This is a genomic window from Neisseria sp. RH3002v2f (assembly GCF_014596375.1).
GTDB classification, from domain to species: domain Bacteria; phylum Pseudomonadota; class Gammaproteobacteria; order Burkholderiales; family Neisseriaceae; genus Neisseria; species Neisseria cinerea.
Map to the genome: position 1 here is coordinate 55,259 of NZ_MAYZ01000019.1, position 14,968 is coordinate 70,226.

General features: G+C 47.5%; 12 protein-coding genes. 6 read left to right on the forward strand and 6 right to left on the reverse strand.

Annotated elements, in window-relative coordinates; translation table 11 throughout:
• Positions 1 to 9: 9 nt before the first annotated feature.
• The 5 genes from rpsA to BBW69_RS02880 form a co-directional block, all read right to left on the reverse strand.
• On the reverse strand, positions 10 to 1,695 hold the full coding sequence (gene rpsA / locus BBW69_RS02860) for a 30S ribosomal protein S1 (protein WP_003675204.1): 1,686 nt from the start codon (positions 1,693 to 1,695) through the stop codon (positions 10 to 12).
• A gap of 154 nt (positions 1,696 to 1,849) precedes the next feature.
• Entirely contained in the window at positions 1,850 to 2,506 is a 657-nt protein-coding gene (gene cmk / locus BBW69_RS02865) for a (d)CMP kinase (RefSeq protein WP_188210349.1), read from the reverse strand.
• Positions 2,507 to 2,769: 263 nt separating this feature from the next.
• Positions 2,770 to 4,134 (reverse strand): sodium-dependent transporter, encoded by a 1,365-nt coding sequence (locus BBW69_RS02870; protein ID WP_188210350.1) that lies wholly within the window; start codon positions 4,132 to 4,134, stop codon positions 2,770 to 2,772.
• A gap of 483 nt (positions 4,135 to 4,617) precedes the next feature.
• Complete coding sequence (locus BBW69_RS02875; protein ID WP_188210351.1) at positions 4,618 to 5,310, reverse strand: 16S rRNA pseudouridine(516) synthase; 693 nt, start codon at positions 5,308 to 5,310, stop codon at positions 4,618 to 4,620.
• 63 nt (positions 5,311 to 5,373) lie between these two features.
• On the reverse strand, positions 5,374 to 7,359 hold the full coding sequence (locus BBW69_RS02880; protein ID WP_188210352.1) for a LysM peptidoglycan-binding domain-containing protein: 1,986 nt from the start codon (positions 7,357 to 7,359) through the stop codon (positions 5,374 to 5,376).
• Positions 7,360 to 7,544: 185 nt separating this feature from the next.
• Between BBW69_RS02880 and BBW69_RS02885 the strand changes: the two genes are divergently transcribed.
• From BBW69_RS02885 to BBW69_RS02895, 3 genes are all read left to right on the forward strand, one after another.
• A complete protein-coding gene (locus BBW69_RS02885) occupies positions 7,545 to 8,210 on the forward strand; it encodes a class I SAM-dependent methyltransferase (RefSeq protein WP_107996727.1) in 666 nt (221 codons plus the stop codon).
• 50 nt (positions 8,211 to 8,260) lie between these two features.
• The gene (mutM, locus tag BBW69_RS02890; RefSeq protein ID WP_107996728.1) at positions 8,261 to 9,088 is read left to right on the forward strand and encodes a bifunctional DNA-formamidopyrimidine glycosylase/DNA-(apurinic or apyrimidinic site) lyase; all 828 of its coding nucleotides are present in this window, start codon (positions 8,261 to 8,263) and stop codon (positions 9,086 to 9,088) included.
• Between the two features lie 95 nt (positions 9,089 to 9,183).
• Positions 9,184 to 9,951, forward strand: coding sequence for a 1-acyl-sn-glycerol-3-phosphate acyltransferase (locus BBW69_RS02895; protein WP_188210353.1), 768 nt, complete (start codon positions 9,184 to 9,186; stop codon positions 9,949 to 9,951).
• A 30-nt stretch (positions 9,952 to 9,981) separates the two neighbouring features.
• On the opposite strand, the gene BBW69_RS02900 is transcribed toward BBW69_RS02895, so the two are convergent.
• A complete protein-coding gene (locus tag BBW69_RS02900) occupies positions 9,982 to 10,308 on the reverse strand; it encodes a stress response protein (protein WP_188210354.1) in 327 nt (108 codons plus the stop codon).
• Positions 10,309 to 10,782: 474 nt separating this feature from the next.
• On the opposite strand from BBW69_RS02900, the gene nrdA reads away from it, so the two are divergent.
• The 3 genes from nrdA (at position 10,783) to yfaE (ending at position 14,934) form a co-directional block, all read left to right on the forward strand.
• Entirely contained in the window at positions 10,783 to 13,062 is a 2,280-nt protein-coding gene (gene nrdA, locus BBW69_RS02905) for a class 1a ribonucleoside-diphosphate reductase subunit alpha (RefSeq protein ID WP_188210355.1), read from the forward strand.
• 313 nt (positions 13,063 to 13,375) lie between these two features.
• Entirely contained in the window at positions 13,376 to 14,509 is a 1,134-nt protein-coding gene (gene nrdB, locus BBW69_RS02910; RefSeq protein ID WP_107859964.1) for a class Ia ribonucleoside-diphosphate reductase subunit beta, read from the forward strand.
• Between the two features lie 134 nt (positions 14,510 to 14,643).
• Positions 14,644 to 14,934, forward strand: coding sequence for a class I ribonucleotide reductase maintenance protein YfaE (yfaE, locus tag BBW69_RS02915; protein WP_188210470.1), 291 nt, complete (start codon positions 14,644 to 14,646; stop codon positions 14,932 to 14,934).
• The last annotated feature ends 34 nt before the right edge of the window (positions 14,935 to 14,968 follow it).

The window sequence follows — 14,968 nt, forward strand, 5'->3', positions numbered from 1 at the left end:
TCTGCAACCTTATTCTTGTTCGCCGGACAGTTTGGCTTTCAACAAGTCGCCTAAGCTGGTGGTACCGGCATTGGCAGTTGCAGCAGCATTAACTGAATTCAGTGCTTCGCGGTTTTCTTTAGCGTCTTTCGCTTTTACAGACAGACGGATGCTGCGGTTTTTGCGGTCAACGGTAACGATAACGGCTTCAACTTCGTCGCCTTCTTTCAGTTTGGTAGTCAGGTCTTCAACGCGGTCGGCGGCGAATTCGGAAGCAGGCAGGTAACCTTCAACTTCTTCAGACAGGGAAACTACTGCGCCTTTAGCGTCAACAGATTTTACAGAACCTTTAACCAGAGAGCCTTTGTCGTTTACGCTGATGAAGTTGCCGAACGGATCGCCTTCCAGTTGTTTGATACCCAGGGAAATGCGTTCTTTTTCAACATCGATTGCCAATACAACGGCTTCAACTTCTTCGCCTTTTTTGTATTTGCGTACGGCTTCTTCTCCGGCTTCGGTCCAAGAGAGGTCAGACAAGTGAACCAGGCCGTCGATGCCGCCGGGCAGACCAACGAAGATACCGAAATCAGTAATGGATTTAACGGCACCGGAAATCTTGTCGCCTTTGTTGTGATTGGCGGCAAACTCTTCCCAAGGATTAGCTTGGCATTGTTTCATACCCAAAGAGATACGGCGGCGACTTTCATCGATTTCGAGGATCATTACTTCAACTTCGTCACCCAATTGTACAACTTTGCTCGGGTGTACGTTTTTGTTGGTCCAATCCATTTCGGAAACATGTACCAAGCCTTCGATGCCTTGTTCGATTTCAACGAACGCACCGTAGTCGGTCAGGTTGGATACTTTACCGAACAGGCGGGTGCCTTGCGGATAACGGCGGGTCAGGCCGCTCCAAGGATCTTCGCCCAGTTGTTTCATACCCAGAGAAACGCGTTGTTTGTCTTGGTCGAATTTCAGGACTTTGGCTTCTACTTCTTGGCCGACTTCCAAAACTTCGCTTGGGTGTTTCACACGGCGCCATGCCAAGTCGGTAATGTGCAACAGACCGTCGATGCCGCCCAAGTCAACGAATGCACCGTAATCGGTAATGTTTTTAACGATACCTTTGATAACTGAACCTTCTTGCAGGTTTTCCAGCAAGGCTTTGCGTTCTTCGCCCAAAGTAGCTTCCAGAACAGCGCGGCGGGACACAACAACGTTGTTGCGTTTTTTGTCCAGTTTGATCACTTTGAATTCAATTTCTTTACCTTCGAAGTGAGAAGTGTCTTTTACAGGACGTACGTCAACCAAAGAACCCGGCAGGAATGCGCGGATGCTGTTGATCATAACGGTCAGGCCGCCTTTGACTTTGCCATTGATAACGCCGGACAGGATGTCGCCGTTTTCCATCGCTTCTTCCAAAGCGATCCAGTCGGCAGCGCGTTTGGCTTTTTCGCGGGACAGTTTGGTTTCGCCGAAGCCGTTTTCAACAGATTCGATGGTAACGGTAACGAAATCGCCAACTTTAACTTCAATCTCGCCCTGAGCGTTTTTGAATTCGGCAACGTCAATCAGAGATTCTGATTTCAGACCTGCGTTTACGGTAACGAAGTTTTGATCGATGCCGACTACTTCGGCAGTAATCACTTCACCCGGGTTCATTTCTTGCAGGGTAAAGCTTTCTTCAAGCAGCTGGGCAAAATTTTCCATAGTCATATATTCTCTTTTCGGTACACCGCCAAGGGGTGTGGGGTAGGTTGGTGGATATCTGCCGCCCTTGGCGCGGCAGACGGATAAATAAAGATTTCAGACGGCATACGGGAAAATTCATGCCGTCTGAAACGCAATGTGGGCGATTATACCTGAAAATTTAAACTTTATGATACCAATCAAGTACTTTTTTTATAGATTCCTCTATGCTCATATGGCTTGTGTCCAGAAGCAGGGCATCGGGTTGCTGTTTTAGGGGGGCGAGCGTGCGGTTGCGGTCTGCTTCGTCCCTGGCTTTAATGTCGGATAGGATGCGGTCGAATGCAGGGCCTTCGCAGGGGATGCCGATTTGTTTGGAGCGGCGTTCGGCTCTGATTTTGGATTCTGCCGTAAGGAAGATTTTGAGTTCGGCTTCGGGGAATACGACTGATCCGATGTCCCGTCCGTCGGCAACCAGCCCTTTGGCGGTTAGGAAGTCGCGTTGTCGTTGCAGCAGGGCGGCACGGACTTTCGGCAATTGCGCGACAGCGGATGCCCCCATGCCTATGGCTTCTGTCCGTATGCCGTCTGAAACGTCTTCTCCGTCAAGTAGGATGCGGTTTCCTGCAAATACGGCCGGTAGTTTTTCGGCAAGTTCGGAAACGCGGTGCTCGTCATGCCATTGGACACCTTGTTTTTGTGCATACAGTGCGGTCAGACGGTAAAGTGCTCCGGAATCGAGATAGTCGTATCCCAATGCGGCTGCGACTCGGGAGGCTACCGTTCCCTTGCCTGATGCTCCCGGACCGTCGATAGCGATTACTTTTTGTCTGTTCATAAAAGGTATTCCTGATAATTCGGCATGTGGGATTTCTAATTTTACATGCCGTCCTAAGGGTGTTTCCCGTTGAGGGGCTGATTCTACCTGTTTCAAAGGATTATTGTCTGAGCGTGCGAATTACCGGTTACTCAGGAAATTCTGATGGAGATTCAGAACCTGATAAATTTGTCCGGATTTTAGCATTTCGGATATTGGAGTGGAAATAAAAGCAATGCCGTCTGAAGTCAGTATGGTTTTCAGACGGCATTAATCGGTGCGAATCAGAAAAGGTTGCTGACAAAAATCAGCAGGATTACGAGGGGCACGAGGTATTTCACATAGGCAAACCAAATATTGACCGTCGTATGATTGCCTTTATAAAGTAATTCGTCCTTCGCTTCGTCCTTCATCACGAAACCGACAAACAATGCGGAGCCGAGCGCGGTCAGCATAAACAAGATGTTGCCGCTGATGTAGTCAAAAGCATCAAAAATATTTTTGCCAAATATGGAAACATTTTTCCATGGACCATAGCTCAGAATGGACGGAATATTGCCGAAGATGAAGATGGCGGACAATACAATCGTGATTGCGGCGGTACGGCGGATTTTGGTTTTTTCCTGAATGGTCGTAATCAACACTTCATAAATCGTCAGCGAAGTTGTCAGAGCGGCAATCAGGAGCAGCGAGAAGAAAATGACGGCGAACACAGGTCCTGCCCACATATGTGAGAACACAATCGGCAAACTTTGGAACACCAAAGTCGGGCCGGAATTGGGTGCGACGCCGAAGCTGAAGAGCGACGGGAAAATCATAAAGCCCGCAAGTACGGCGATGATGGTATTGGTAATTGCCGTGATAACTGCCGTCTGAACCAGATTTTCGTTTTTATCCAGATAGCTGGATAAGGTAATCATCACGCCGAAACCCAAGCTTAAGGCGAAAAATACTTGCCCCAAAACGAAGACGAAAAGTTCGGTGGTAATCTTGCTGAAATCAGGCTTCAGATAGAAAGTAATCCCTTCCATTGCGCCCGGCAGGGTAACGTTGCGCACGACCATGGCAATCAGGAACAAAAACAACAGCGGCATCAGGTATTTCGCTGCTTTTTCAATACCGCCGATAACGCCTTTGACCAAAATCCATTGGTTCACAACGACAAATAAGAACGTGTAGAACGCAATTTCCCAAGGACTGTTTTCGATATGTTCGGTAAAGAAGCTTTTTGTCAGTTCGCCGTTGACAGGGCTGGAAATATTCAGGTTTCCGCTAATAATATTAACGATATAGCTGATTACCCAACCGCCGAGCACCATGTAATACGCCATAATGCCGAATGCACCGACCAAGCCCATCCAGCCGACCAGCTTCCAAATTTTGGCGACGGGTTTGCCGTTCATAGAGCCGCCGAATGCGTCCAGCGCGTTCACACCTTTGCGCCGTCCGATGACGTTTTCTACCAAAATCATCGGTATGCCGATAACGAGCATGGCGATACAGAATAAAAATACATACGCGCCGCCGCCGTTTTCACCGACCAGGTAGGGAAAACGCCAAGTTGCGCCAAAGCCGACGGTTGCTCCGGCAACGGTCAGGATATAGGTTAATCGGCTGGACCAGGTTTGACGATTGGTGTTGGAAGACATATTGCAACAGTGTTTGATTAAGATGAGGTGGAAATTCTACACGCGTTTTTTAACAGGAACTGACTGATTGTTTTTTAAGTGTATAGTTATTTTCACTGATGGAGTTATATTTTATAGGGGATATTGCTAATTTATATAAATCAACAAGGATTGAATCAGATTTTATAGATAGATTAATCGTTTATTTTTCTATAACGGGACGGTGAAATGAAATTTCATATGTCATATGGGCGGAGATGTTGCACCGGTAATATATGTAGTAAATGAAGATAAAAAAAACCATCTATACAAGGGGAAGTATAGATGGCCAAACACATTACGGGGAAAACGTCTTACTCATAAGCCTGCTTGAACAGGCGTTACTCAGACAAATGGATTGTATCGCAAGCTAACTGTTTTTTTCTTCTTTTTTGAGTTAATTTTTGTAAAACTACTTATTTAATAAGCATATAGTTGAATATAGGGAAATTATGGAATTTTGTTTCAGAATTTTGGACATTCGATAAATTTCCATTCCCCGGGTTTGAGGTTTTCTGTTTCCAGATGTGCGAATTGTCTGCGATGAAGATGCTGCACGCGGTTGCCTGCGGCCGCTACCATCCGTTTGACCTGATGGTATTTGCCTTCCGTAATGGTCAGTAATAATGTGGTCGGGCTCTCTAAGTTGGCATCAGCGGCGCAAACGGTTTCATTTTCATCATGAAGCAGGACGCCGTTTTTTAGCGTTTCGCAGAGCATTCCGTCAGCAGGATGCTTGAGTGTTACCTCGTATAATTTGGGAATCTTACGGCTCGGAGAGGTAAGGTTGTGATTCAGTTTACCATCGTTGGTAATCAGTAATACGCCGGTCGTATCTGCATCCAGCCTGCCGACTGCCTGCATGTCAATATTACGCATATTGTCGGGGAATAGGCTGAATATGCTGCGGTAGTGCTTCGGTTTGTGTGAAGTTTCGTAATCTGCAGGTTTGTTGAGCAGGATATAGAAATAAGGTTCGGGAATAACGGTTACTGCTTTGCCGTCTATGTCTAAGGTATGGACAGAGGTTGAATCAATGTCCGCATCGGCATCATCTATACAAGTGCCGTTGATGAAAACATAACCGCCGGCAATCAGCCACTGGCATTGTTTTCGGCTTCCTATGCCTTGATATTGAAGGTATTTGATAAGTTTCATGACGGTATTTGAAAATGTAGATGATGACAGGGTTGTCAAACCCTGTCATGTACTTCTCTTGAATCAGCTTCCGATCAGTTTGATTCTCTGTCCCGGGCTGATGGTATTCAAATCGGGGTTGAGTCTGCGGATGTCGTCGATATTGATATTGAAACGTGCGGAGATGCTTTTAAAAGTGTCGCCTTTCCGTATGGTGTAGGACACTTTGTCTATGTGGGTTTTGGCAGGTTTTGCCTGTGCTAGACGGAGTACTTGCCCTTTTTGGATGGTGTTGCCTTTAATGTTATTAGCGATAATCAAATCGGCTACGCTGACGTTGTAGCGTTTGGCAATGTTGAATAGGGTGTCGCCTTCTACAACACGGTGGATGCTGGCGTGAAGGGGGGAGATATCAGTATCGGCAGCCCTGGCTATGCGTGTTTCCAAACGGGTTTGCCGTTTGTTGTTGGCAACAACAATATGCTGGGAGGGTGCGGAAATTTTATGTTCGGCAACAGAATTAGGTACGTTGATGATGACGTTGGAAACACTTTCTTCTGCCAGCCTGCGTAAATTATTTTGTGCAATAAGCTGCATAAGTTCGTCTTCTGTCTGTACACCGTTTTGAGTGATGTTTAGTGCAGGTTCGGTAGACTTAACTTCAGACAGCATGGGCATTTCAGACGGCATGGGCGTTTGTTTTTGGGATAGAACCTGTGGGGTATCTTCTATGCCGGTTTGATTTTGTACGATGAGTGGATTGTTTTTCGGAGCGGGAGTTGCCGACTCTATGGGTGTAACGGCAACATTTGCAGCTTGCATGGGTTGAGCTTGGACGGCTGAAAGGGTAATGTTGACGGGTTCCGCCGGCATGTTGGAACGATAGGTGTCGGGCGTATTGTCAATGTCGATGGAGGCGACGGATTCGAATGCCGTCTGAAGGGCGGGACTGTTTTTGGTAACGAGGATGCTGCGTCCTGCGTTAACCAGGTTGCCGTTCAGGTTGTTGAGGCGTTTGATGTCGGCAATGCTCATACCGGTTGCAGAAGCAATGTCGGACAGAGCAGTTTTCGATGCGGGGGTGTAGGTTTCCCAAGAAAACAGGCTGTCAGGGCTTGAGTTCAGATAGTTGCTTTGGAAGGTTTGTACGGACCCAACGGGGAGCAGCAGCTTGCGTTTGCTTTTAGGAATGAACGCAGGGACGTTGAATGCCGGGTTTAGGGCGAGCAGCTCGTTTTGTGTAATGCCGGCAAGCCGAGTAATGGCTTCGTTATCGATGGGGTGGTCCAGTTCGATTGCCTGAAAATACGGTTTGTTGTCTATATCGCTGATGCTGATGCCGAAGGATTGGGGGTTGGCGATAATGTTGCGTACGGCAAGGAGTTTGGGGACGTAGTTACGCGTTTCATTGGGCATACGCAGGTTTTCGTAGGTCGGTTCGAGACCTTGCGCCCGTGCGCGGTTGATGGCGCGTCCGACATTGCCTTCTCCCCAGTTGTAGGCGGAAAATGCAAGCGGCCAGTCGCCGAATAGCCCGTATAGGTATTGCAGGTAGTTGAGTGCGGCATCTGTGGCGGCGTAAACGTCGTGCCTGCCGTCATAAACCGGTGTCTTTTCCAAACCGTAATGTCTGCCGGTAGCGGGCATGAACTGCCATAAGCCCGATGCGCCGACGTGTGATTTGGCTTTTGTAACAAACGCACTTTCGATAAAGGGAAGCAGGGCGGCCTCGGCGGGCATATTGCGCTTTTTGACTTCATTGGCAATATGGTACATATAGGGTTTGCTGCGGGCGATAATTCTGTCGAAATAGCCACGGCTTTCGATTAATTTGCTTTCGTGGCGGCGTACCAGTTCGGGATTGACTTCGGACATGCGGAAGTCTTGGCGCAGTGCGCCCCATAGGCTGCCGGATTGGAAATATTGTTTGGGGGCTTGGTCAAGTATTGAAGAGTTTAACCGCATGATCGCTAAACCGACTTGGTGTGATGAGGTGTTTTGGGCATATAGGAAACCCGGACAAACGGACAGACCCGAAGCGGTCAGTACGATGGTTTTGAGTTTGGACATGATTTATATCGGGGGGATAAACATATTTTATCGTCCGATGGTACTGTTTGCTTGAAAAAGCGTCAAGTTTTATAGAACATTTGTGCGGATTGGTAGGGGGTGGTTCGGGATGGAAAATGTGTTTTTGACAGAGTTTGTGTTTAGAATAGAATACCGGCGGGAAATGTCGCGGAAACGGATGTGATATGGATTCATGGTTTGAACATGAGGCGATGGGGCGGTATGTTGCAAAATTGGAACAGGATTTCTTTAATCGGTATGTGGCGTCATATCGGTTTGGGGGAATGTGTGCACTTCAGGTGGGCGGTCCGTGGTTGAGGCCGTCTGAAGATATTGTCTGCGTACCGCGTGATATGTCGATGTCGGCAGAAGAGATGGCTTTGGCAGATATTTCTGCAGATATGCTGCTTTTGCCGCATACGCTGGAATGCGGTATCCCTTCGCAAATCCTGTCCGAGGCGCATCGAATATTAAAACCGTCCGGACGCTTGATGCTGACGGGTTTTAATCCGTATTCGCTTTGGGGGCTGGGTTCATGGTTTGACGGTGTCCGTTTGCCGGAAAAACGGTTTTGCCTGTCGCTTCATGAGTTGAAGAAACAGCTAGCCGATGCCGGTTTCGACATCGAATATGGAAAATTTATGGTGTATCTGCCGGCGGTTTCTTCGCTCGGAAAAATACGTTTTTGGCAGTTTATGGAAAAGGCGGGCGACCGTTGGTGGCCGCAGTGTGCCGCAGTATACGGTTTGGTTTTGCTTAAGAATGTGGCAGGTGTAACGCTCCTGCGGACGCAGGAAGGATTTTGGGACGGTAAAACTGTTGCGGCAGGTGCGGCAAGGGTTGCGGATTAGGTTAGATTTGTTTCAGACGGCATGGGCCGAAAAGCATTTTGGGAGGAATTATGCCGGAATTACCGGAAGTAGAAACGACGTTGCGCGGCATCGCGCCCCATATCGAAGGTAAAACGGTGGAAACCGTGATATTGCGCCAGCCGAAGTTGCGCTGGCAGGTTAATCCTGCATTGGGGGATATTTTGTCCGGTCAGCAGGTTTTGTCTTGCGGCAGGCGGGCAAAATATCTGATTGTTCGTTTCCCAATGGGAATTTTACTGATTCACCTGGGAATGTCGGGAAGTTTGCGGATTTTCACGCCTTCGGACGAACGTATCGGCAAGCCGGGTAAGCATGACCATACGGATTTTGTCTTTTCGGACGGCACGGTTTTACGTTACCATGATCCGAGGAGGTTCGGCGCAATACTTTGGTATGAAGGTATCGAAGAGTATCATCCGCTGCTGGAAAAGCTGGGGCCTGAACCTCTGTCGGAAGTATTTTGTGCTGATTATCTGTATGCAAAGCTGAAAACCCAGAAACGGGCAGTCAAGCTGGCCCTGATGGACAATGCCGTCGTGGTCGGTGTAGGCAATATTTATGCCAATGAAAGTCTGTTTAGGGCGGCTGTTTCGCCAAAACGCCCTGCCTGCCGGGTAAAAAAGAAAGATTGCGCGGTTTTGGTTGATGCGGTTAAAGCAGTTTTGAGGCGCGCCATTGAAACGGGCGGCAGCACATTAAAGGATTTTGTCGACAGTAACGGTAAAAGCGGCTACTTTCAGCAAGAATATACCGTATATGGGCGGCACAATCTGCAGTGTGTAAGATGCGGCGGTTTGATTGTGAAAGAAATTTTGGGGCAGCGCGGAACGTTTTATTGTCCGAACTGTCAGAAATAAAACGGAAGAACGGTTTCAGACGGCATTTTAAATTTTATCGGCATGCTGTCCGGGTGTTCCAACATCAAGTATTTATTTTTGGAAAAGAATTGATTATGTCGGCAAGCAGAGCTTCAATTTTTACACGTCTGCATCGGCTGTACCGTTTGGCGGTTTGGCTGTTTAAAACAGGGAAAAACCTGCGCAGTATCGACGGCGATTGCCCGGAGTCGCGCAATCGGGCGGTTATAGCGTTGGGCAAGGGCGCTTTGGCGGCTTTGGATATCGGATTGGTGGTAGGTAAGCCTGCCCCAGAACATTTGGACGGAGTCTTGGTAGCTGCCAATCATGTATCTTGGCTGGATATTTTTGCCATGAGCGCGGTTTATCCGAGCAGCTTTATCGCCAAGCAGGAAATCAAAAGCTGGCCTGTGTTGGGCAAGATGGGGCAGAACGCGGGAACGGTGTTTATCAACCGCAATTCACGACGCGACATCGAACCGATTAACCGCGCCATCTGTGCAACATTGCAACAAGGTCAAAACGTCAGTTTTTTTCCTGAAGCAAGGACTTCTTCGGGCTTGGAGCTTCTGCCTTTTAAGGCAGCACTGTTCCAATCTGCCATTGATGCAGGAGCAAAGGTTTTGGCGGTCGCACTGCGTTATTATGACGAAGCAGGAAAAAGGACGGCTCGTCCGTCATATGCCGATGTCGGTTTGCCGACCTGCCTTTGGCGCATTGTGTCTATGAAAAAACTGACGATAAAAGTCGATTTTATTTGTGTATCGGACGCGGCGGAAAGTGAAGATCGTTATGCATTAAAAGATAAAATCGAAGAAAGTATTCGTACAATCATTGTCAGCGACTTGGATGATGCTGTCTGAAATCATGATAAGGAATATATTTTATACAGGTCAGCGTCTGAATCTGCCTTTGTCAAAATCATCGAAAGCCTCATAGGCAGCCTGACATTGGATTTTTTGTTCCGGGTAAGGCAGGGTGCGAAATGCTTTGCTTGCCTTTCTGTTTTCACGCAATTCTTGCCTGTCGCCCTTCAGCCGGTACCATGCGGCACGACGTTCCAAATATTTTCTACATTCCGGATGCAAAGCGGGTTTGCCCGGTTTGCCGGTGTGTCTTATATGCTGGTGTAAAGGTTTGGAAGTATCAGCAACGGCAGTCATGGTTCCTGCAGCCAATATTGCAGATAACAGAATGGTAATTATCTTCTGTATAGTCATGATGGTTCCTTCCTGTTACGACTTCCTACGATATAGGGTTGCAGCCGGGTGGGGCAACCTTTCAACCTAATTAAACGTTTTAGCGAATGTACAAATTCAAATTCATAATATTCTCGGCAGGAGAATTTTGTACATGGTTGAGTGTGGCAAAAATGGTAATTTGCAAAATTTAACAATTTATAGTGCGGAAATTTGAAAGGATTTCCTCTTTCTTTAAAAAACCCTTATTTCATCGCCATGTAGCAGGAGTCAGAACTCAGGAGGATTTTTTACCTGATTTCTGTCAAAAAAGAATTATCAGATAAAACAAATATTATAGAAAAATACGGTAGGCAGGTTTTATCTTTCATTGATTGAAATTTAAAAATACAGGTATTGTCAAGACTAGAGAAAACGTAAAAAATCCACTATATTGTCCAAATTGATTCATTTGATAAGACCGTGTCTTACGCATCAAGAGTTAAAGAGGAAGTGATGAATACACCGACTGATTTAAAAGTAACCAAACGGGACGGCAGATTGGAACCCATTGATTTGGATAAGATTCACCGTGTCGTCACTTGGGCGGCAGACGGATTGAAAAATGTATCCGTATCGCAGGTCGAGTTGAAATCACATATTCAGTTTTACAACGGCATCCGCACCGACGACATCCACGAAACCATCATTAAGGCGGCTGCCGACCTGATTTCGCAGGATACGCCGGACTATCAATATCTCGCCGCGCGGTTGGCCATTTTCCATCTGCGTAAAATAGCCTATGGCGATTTTGAACCGCCCCATCTCTACGAGCACGTTAAAAAACTCACCGATTCGGGCAAATACGACCGCCACATCATCGAAGATTACAGCCGCGAAGAGTTTGACGAACTTAACGCCTATATCGACCACAGCCGCGACATGACCTTCTCCTATGCCGCCGTGAAACAGCTCGAAGGCAAATATCTGGTACAGAACCGTGTTACCCGCCAGATTTATGAAACGCCGCAGTTCTTATATGTTCTGGTGGCGATGTGCCTTTTCAGCAAATACCCCAAAGAAACACGCCTCGATTACGTCAAACGGTTTTACGATGCCGTTTCTACATTTAAAGTATCGCTGCCGACTCCGATTATGAGCGGCGTGCGTACGCCTACACGCCAGTTCTCGAGCTGCGTATTGATCGAATGCGACGACAGCCTGGATTCCATCAACGCCACCACCAGCGCGATTGTGAAGTACGTTTCCCAGCGTGCGGGCATCGGCATCAATGCCGGACGTATCCGCGGACTGGACAGCGAAATCCGGGGCGGCGAAGCCCGGCATACCGGCTGCATCCCGTTTTTCAAAATGTTTCAGGCGGCCGTTAAATCCTGTTCGCAAGGCGGCGTGCGCGGCGGCGCGGCAACCTTGTTCTATCCATTGTGGCACATCGAAGCCGAAAGCCTGCTGGTGTTGAAAAACAATCGCGGTGTAGAAGACAACCGTATCCGCCAGTTGGACTACGGCGTACAAATCAACCGCCTGCTGTACACCCGCCTGATCAAGGGCGGCAATATTACGCTGTTTTCGCCCAATGAGGTTCCAGGATTGTACGAGGCGTTCTTTGCCGATCAGGACGAATTTGAACGGCTCTATACGAAATACGAGCAAGACCCGAACATACGCAAGCGCATCATTCCAGCTGCCGACCTGTTTTCCACACTGATGCAGGAGCGTGCCGGAACAGGGCGCATTTACATTCAAAACGTCGACCATTGCAATACGCACAGCCCGTTTGATCCGAGTGTCGCCCCCGTGCATCAGTCCAACCTGTGCATGGAAATTGCACTGCCGACCAAACCTCTGGACAATATCAACGACCCGAACGGCGAAATCGCCCTGTGTACACTGTCCGCCTTTAACTTGGGCGCATTGAACAACTTGGACGAGTTGGAAGGACTTGCCGATTTGACCGTTCGCGCACTCGATGCACTTTTAGATTATCAGGGATATCCGGTAGAAGCCGCGCGTACCTCTACTATGGGTCGCCGTTCGCTCGGTATAGGCGTCATCAACTACGCCTACTATCTGGCGAAAAACGGTGTCCGTTACAGTGACGATTCCGCACTCGGCCTGACCCACCGTACCTTTGAAGCCATGCAGTATTACCTGCTCAAAGCATCGGTAAACCTTGCCAAAGAATACGGAGCGTGTCCGCTCTTCAACCAAACCGTTTATTCGCAGGGTAAATTGCCCATCGACACCTACAAAAAAGACTTGGATGCCGTGTGTAACGAGCCTTTGCATTACGACTGGGAAAGCCTGCGTGCCGACATCGTCAAATACGGCCTGCGTAACTCCACACTGACCGCGCTCATGCCGTCTGAAACCAGTTCGCAAATCGCCAACGCCACCAACGGTATCGAGCCGCCTCGTGGACTGGTAACGGTCAAAGCGTCGAAAGACGGCATCCTGAAGCAAGTCGTGCCGGAATTTGAAACCCTGAAAAATGCCTACGAAACCCTGTGGCAGCTTCCGGGCAACGAAGGCTATCTGAAACTTGTCGGCGTGATGCAAAAATTCGTCGATCAGGCGATTTCTGCCAATACCGCCTACGACCCTGGTAAATTCGAAGGCAACAAAGTTTCCATGAAACAAATGCTCAAAGACCTGCTGACCGCCTACAAATACGGCGTCAAAACCCTGTACTACCACAACACCCGCGACGGCGCAGATGATACGCAGACTGATATTCAGGATGACGGTTGTGCAGGTGGGGCTTGTAAGATTTAAAACAGGTTAATTTTTGAAAGTATATCCAAGGCTTCTAGATAGTAGAAGGCTTTAAGGATTTTCTTAAATTAGCACCTACTACTATATGAAGCTAAGTTGTTATTTTCCAGAAAAGGAAAAGTATGGATGCCATTTGGTCATTCTTAGCTGAATATAAATTTTATATATTTATTAGTGTTCTTTTAGTCTTCACTATTTTAGGATGGCACTTTATTGATAAAATTCAACATGTTTCATATGGTAAATTAAAAATCAATAGAAAAGTCGACTAATTTTTAAAAAGAGAGACGTTATGTCCTGCGAACACCTAGTCATGTCATACAGTACTTTTCCCAAAACCAAAAACGACGCGCTTAAAGAGCCGATGTTTTTCGGTCAGCCGGTTAATGTTGCCCGTTATGACCAGCAGAAATACGAAGTATTTGAAAAACTGATTGAAAAACAATTGTCTTTCTTCTGGCGGCCTGAAGAAATCGATGTCTCGCGCGACCGTATCGACTACGCCAACCTGCCCGAACACGAAAAACATATTTTCATTAGCAATCTGAAATACCAAACACTGCTCGATTCGATTCAAGGCCGCAGCCCGAATGTTGCGTTCTTGCCTTTGGTGTCGATTCCCGAGCTGGAAACTTGGATTGAAACGTGGAGCTTTAGCGAAACCATCCATTCGCGCAGCTATACCCACATCATCCGCAATATCGTGAATGATCCGTCGGTCGTGTTTGATGATATCGTCGAAAACGAATACATCATCGCCCGCGCCGAAGACATTGCCTGCTATTATGATGATTTAATCGAATACACCCAGTATTACAACCTGTTGGGCGAAGGGGTGCACAATGTCGGCGGCAAGCTCGTTAACGTGTCTTTGCGCGAGTTGAAGAAAAAACTATATCTCTGCCTGATGTGTGTCAACGTGTTGGAAGCCATCCGTTTCTATGTTTCATTCGCCTGCTCGTTTGCTTTTGCCGAGCGCGAGTTGATGGAAGGTAACGCCAAAATCATCAAACTGATTGCTCGTGATGAAGCGCTGCATCTGACCAGTACGCAGCATATGCTTAATTTGATGCGTTCGGGTGTCGATGATCCGGAAATGGCGGAAATTGCCGAGGAATTGCAGGAAGAGTGTTTCAAACTCTTCAAAAAAGCGGCGGAGCAGGAAAAAGAATGGGCGGCATATTTGTTTAAAGACGGTTCGATGATCGGCTTAAACAAAGAAATCTTATCCCAATACGTCGAATATATTACCAACCTCCGTATGCAGGCGGTGGGATTGCCAATCGGATTTGAAGGAGCGAATCAGAATCCGATTCCTTGGATTAATGCGTGGCTCTCATCGGATAACGTCCAGGTTGCGCCTCAGGAAGTGGAAATCTCTTCTTACCTGATCGGGCAGATTGATTCCGAAGTGAGTACGGACGATTTGGGCGACTTTGAGCTGTAAATTTTTTACTGTATGTGTTTTTTATGGAGGAATGCCGTCTGAAACTTGTTTTTCAGACGGCATTTTTTCAATAAGGAATGAAAAATAGCGGGTTAGGCTTGTTATCGGTTTTGGATTTTTATGATTGGTTAGAGATGGCACTCATTAGTACGAGAGATAGGGTTTTTGAGTTGTTGGAGGGGGAAACTTTGTTAGAAGGGCTGGAACGGACCGGTCATAAGGTGGAGTATCAGTGTCGCAGCGGATATTGCGGATCTTGCCGGTTAAAGATTTTGGAGGGGAGTGTTACTTATCGCATACCGCCTTTGGCTTTTCTGGGTAGGGATGAAATACTGCCTTGTTGCTGTTGCGTTGAAGAAAATATCAGTTTGGATTGCGGATTGGAGGGAGAGGTCGGGGAGAAACCTGACAGTTTCTTGAAATAAAAGCCGTCTGAAACGGATTCAGACGGCTTTTGTA

Excerpts from the sequence above, each read along its gene's own strand:
- cmk (WP_188210349.1), bottom strand. The coding sequence starts at position 2,506 with ATGAACAGACAAAAAGTAATCGCTATCGACGGTCCGGGAGCATCAGGC.
- nrdB (WP_107859964.1), top strand. The coding sequence starts at position 13,376 with ATGTCATACAGTACTTTTCCCAAAACCAAAAACGACGCGCTTAAAGAG.
- BBW69_RS02885 (WP_107996727.1), top strand. The coding sequence starts at position 7,545 with ATGGATTCATGGTTTGAACATGAGGCGATGGGGCGGTATGTTGCAAAA.
- nrdA (WP_188210355.1), top strand. The coding sequence starts at position 10,783 with ATGAATACACCGACTGATTTAAAAGTAACCAAACGGGACGGCAGATTG.
- rpsA (WP_003675204.1), bottom strand. The coding sequence starts at position 1,695 with ATGACTATGGAAAATTTTGCCCAGCTGCTTGAAGAAAGCTTTACCCTG.
- BBW69_RS02870 (WP_188210350.1), bottom strand. The coding sequence starts at position 4,134 with ATGTCTTCCAACACCAATCGTCAAACCTGGTCCAGCCGATTAACCTAT.
- BBW69_RS02895 (WP_188210353.1), top strand. The coding sequence starts at position 9,184 with ATGTCGGCAAGCAGAGCTTCAATTTTTACACGTCTGCATCGGCTGTAC.
- mutM (WP_107996728.1), top strand. The coding sequence starts at position 8,261 with ATGCCGGAATTACCGGAAGTAGAAACGACGTTGCGCGGCATCGCGCCC.
- BBW69_RS02875 (WP_188210351.1), bottom strand. The coding sequence starts at position 5,310 with ATGAAACTTATCAAATACCTTCAATATCAAGGCATAGGAAGCCGAAAA.
- yfaE (WP_188210470.1), top strand. The coding sequence starts at position 14,644 with ATGGCACTCATTAGTACGAGAGATAGGGTTTTTGAGTTGTTGGAGGGG.
- BBW69_RS02900 (WP_188210354.1), bottom strand. The coding sequence starts at position 10,308 with ATGACTATACAGAAGATAATTACCATTCTGTTATCTGCAATATTGGCT.
- BBW69_RS02880 (WP_188210352.1), bottom strand. The coding sequence starts at position 7,359 with ATGTCCAAACTCAAAACCATCGTACTGACCGCTTCGGGTCTGTCCGTT.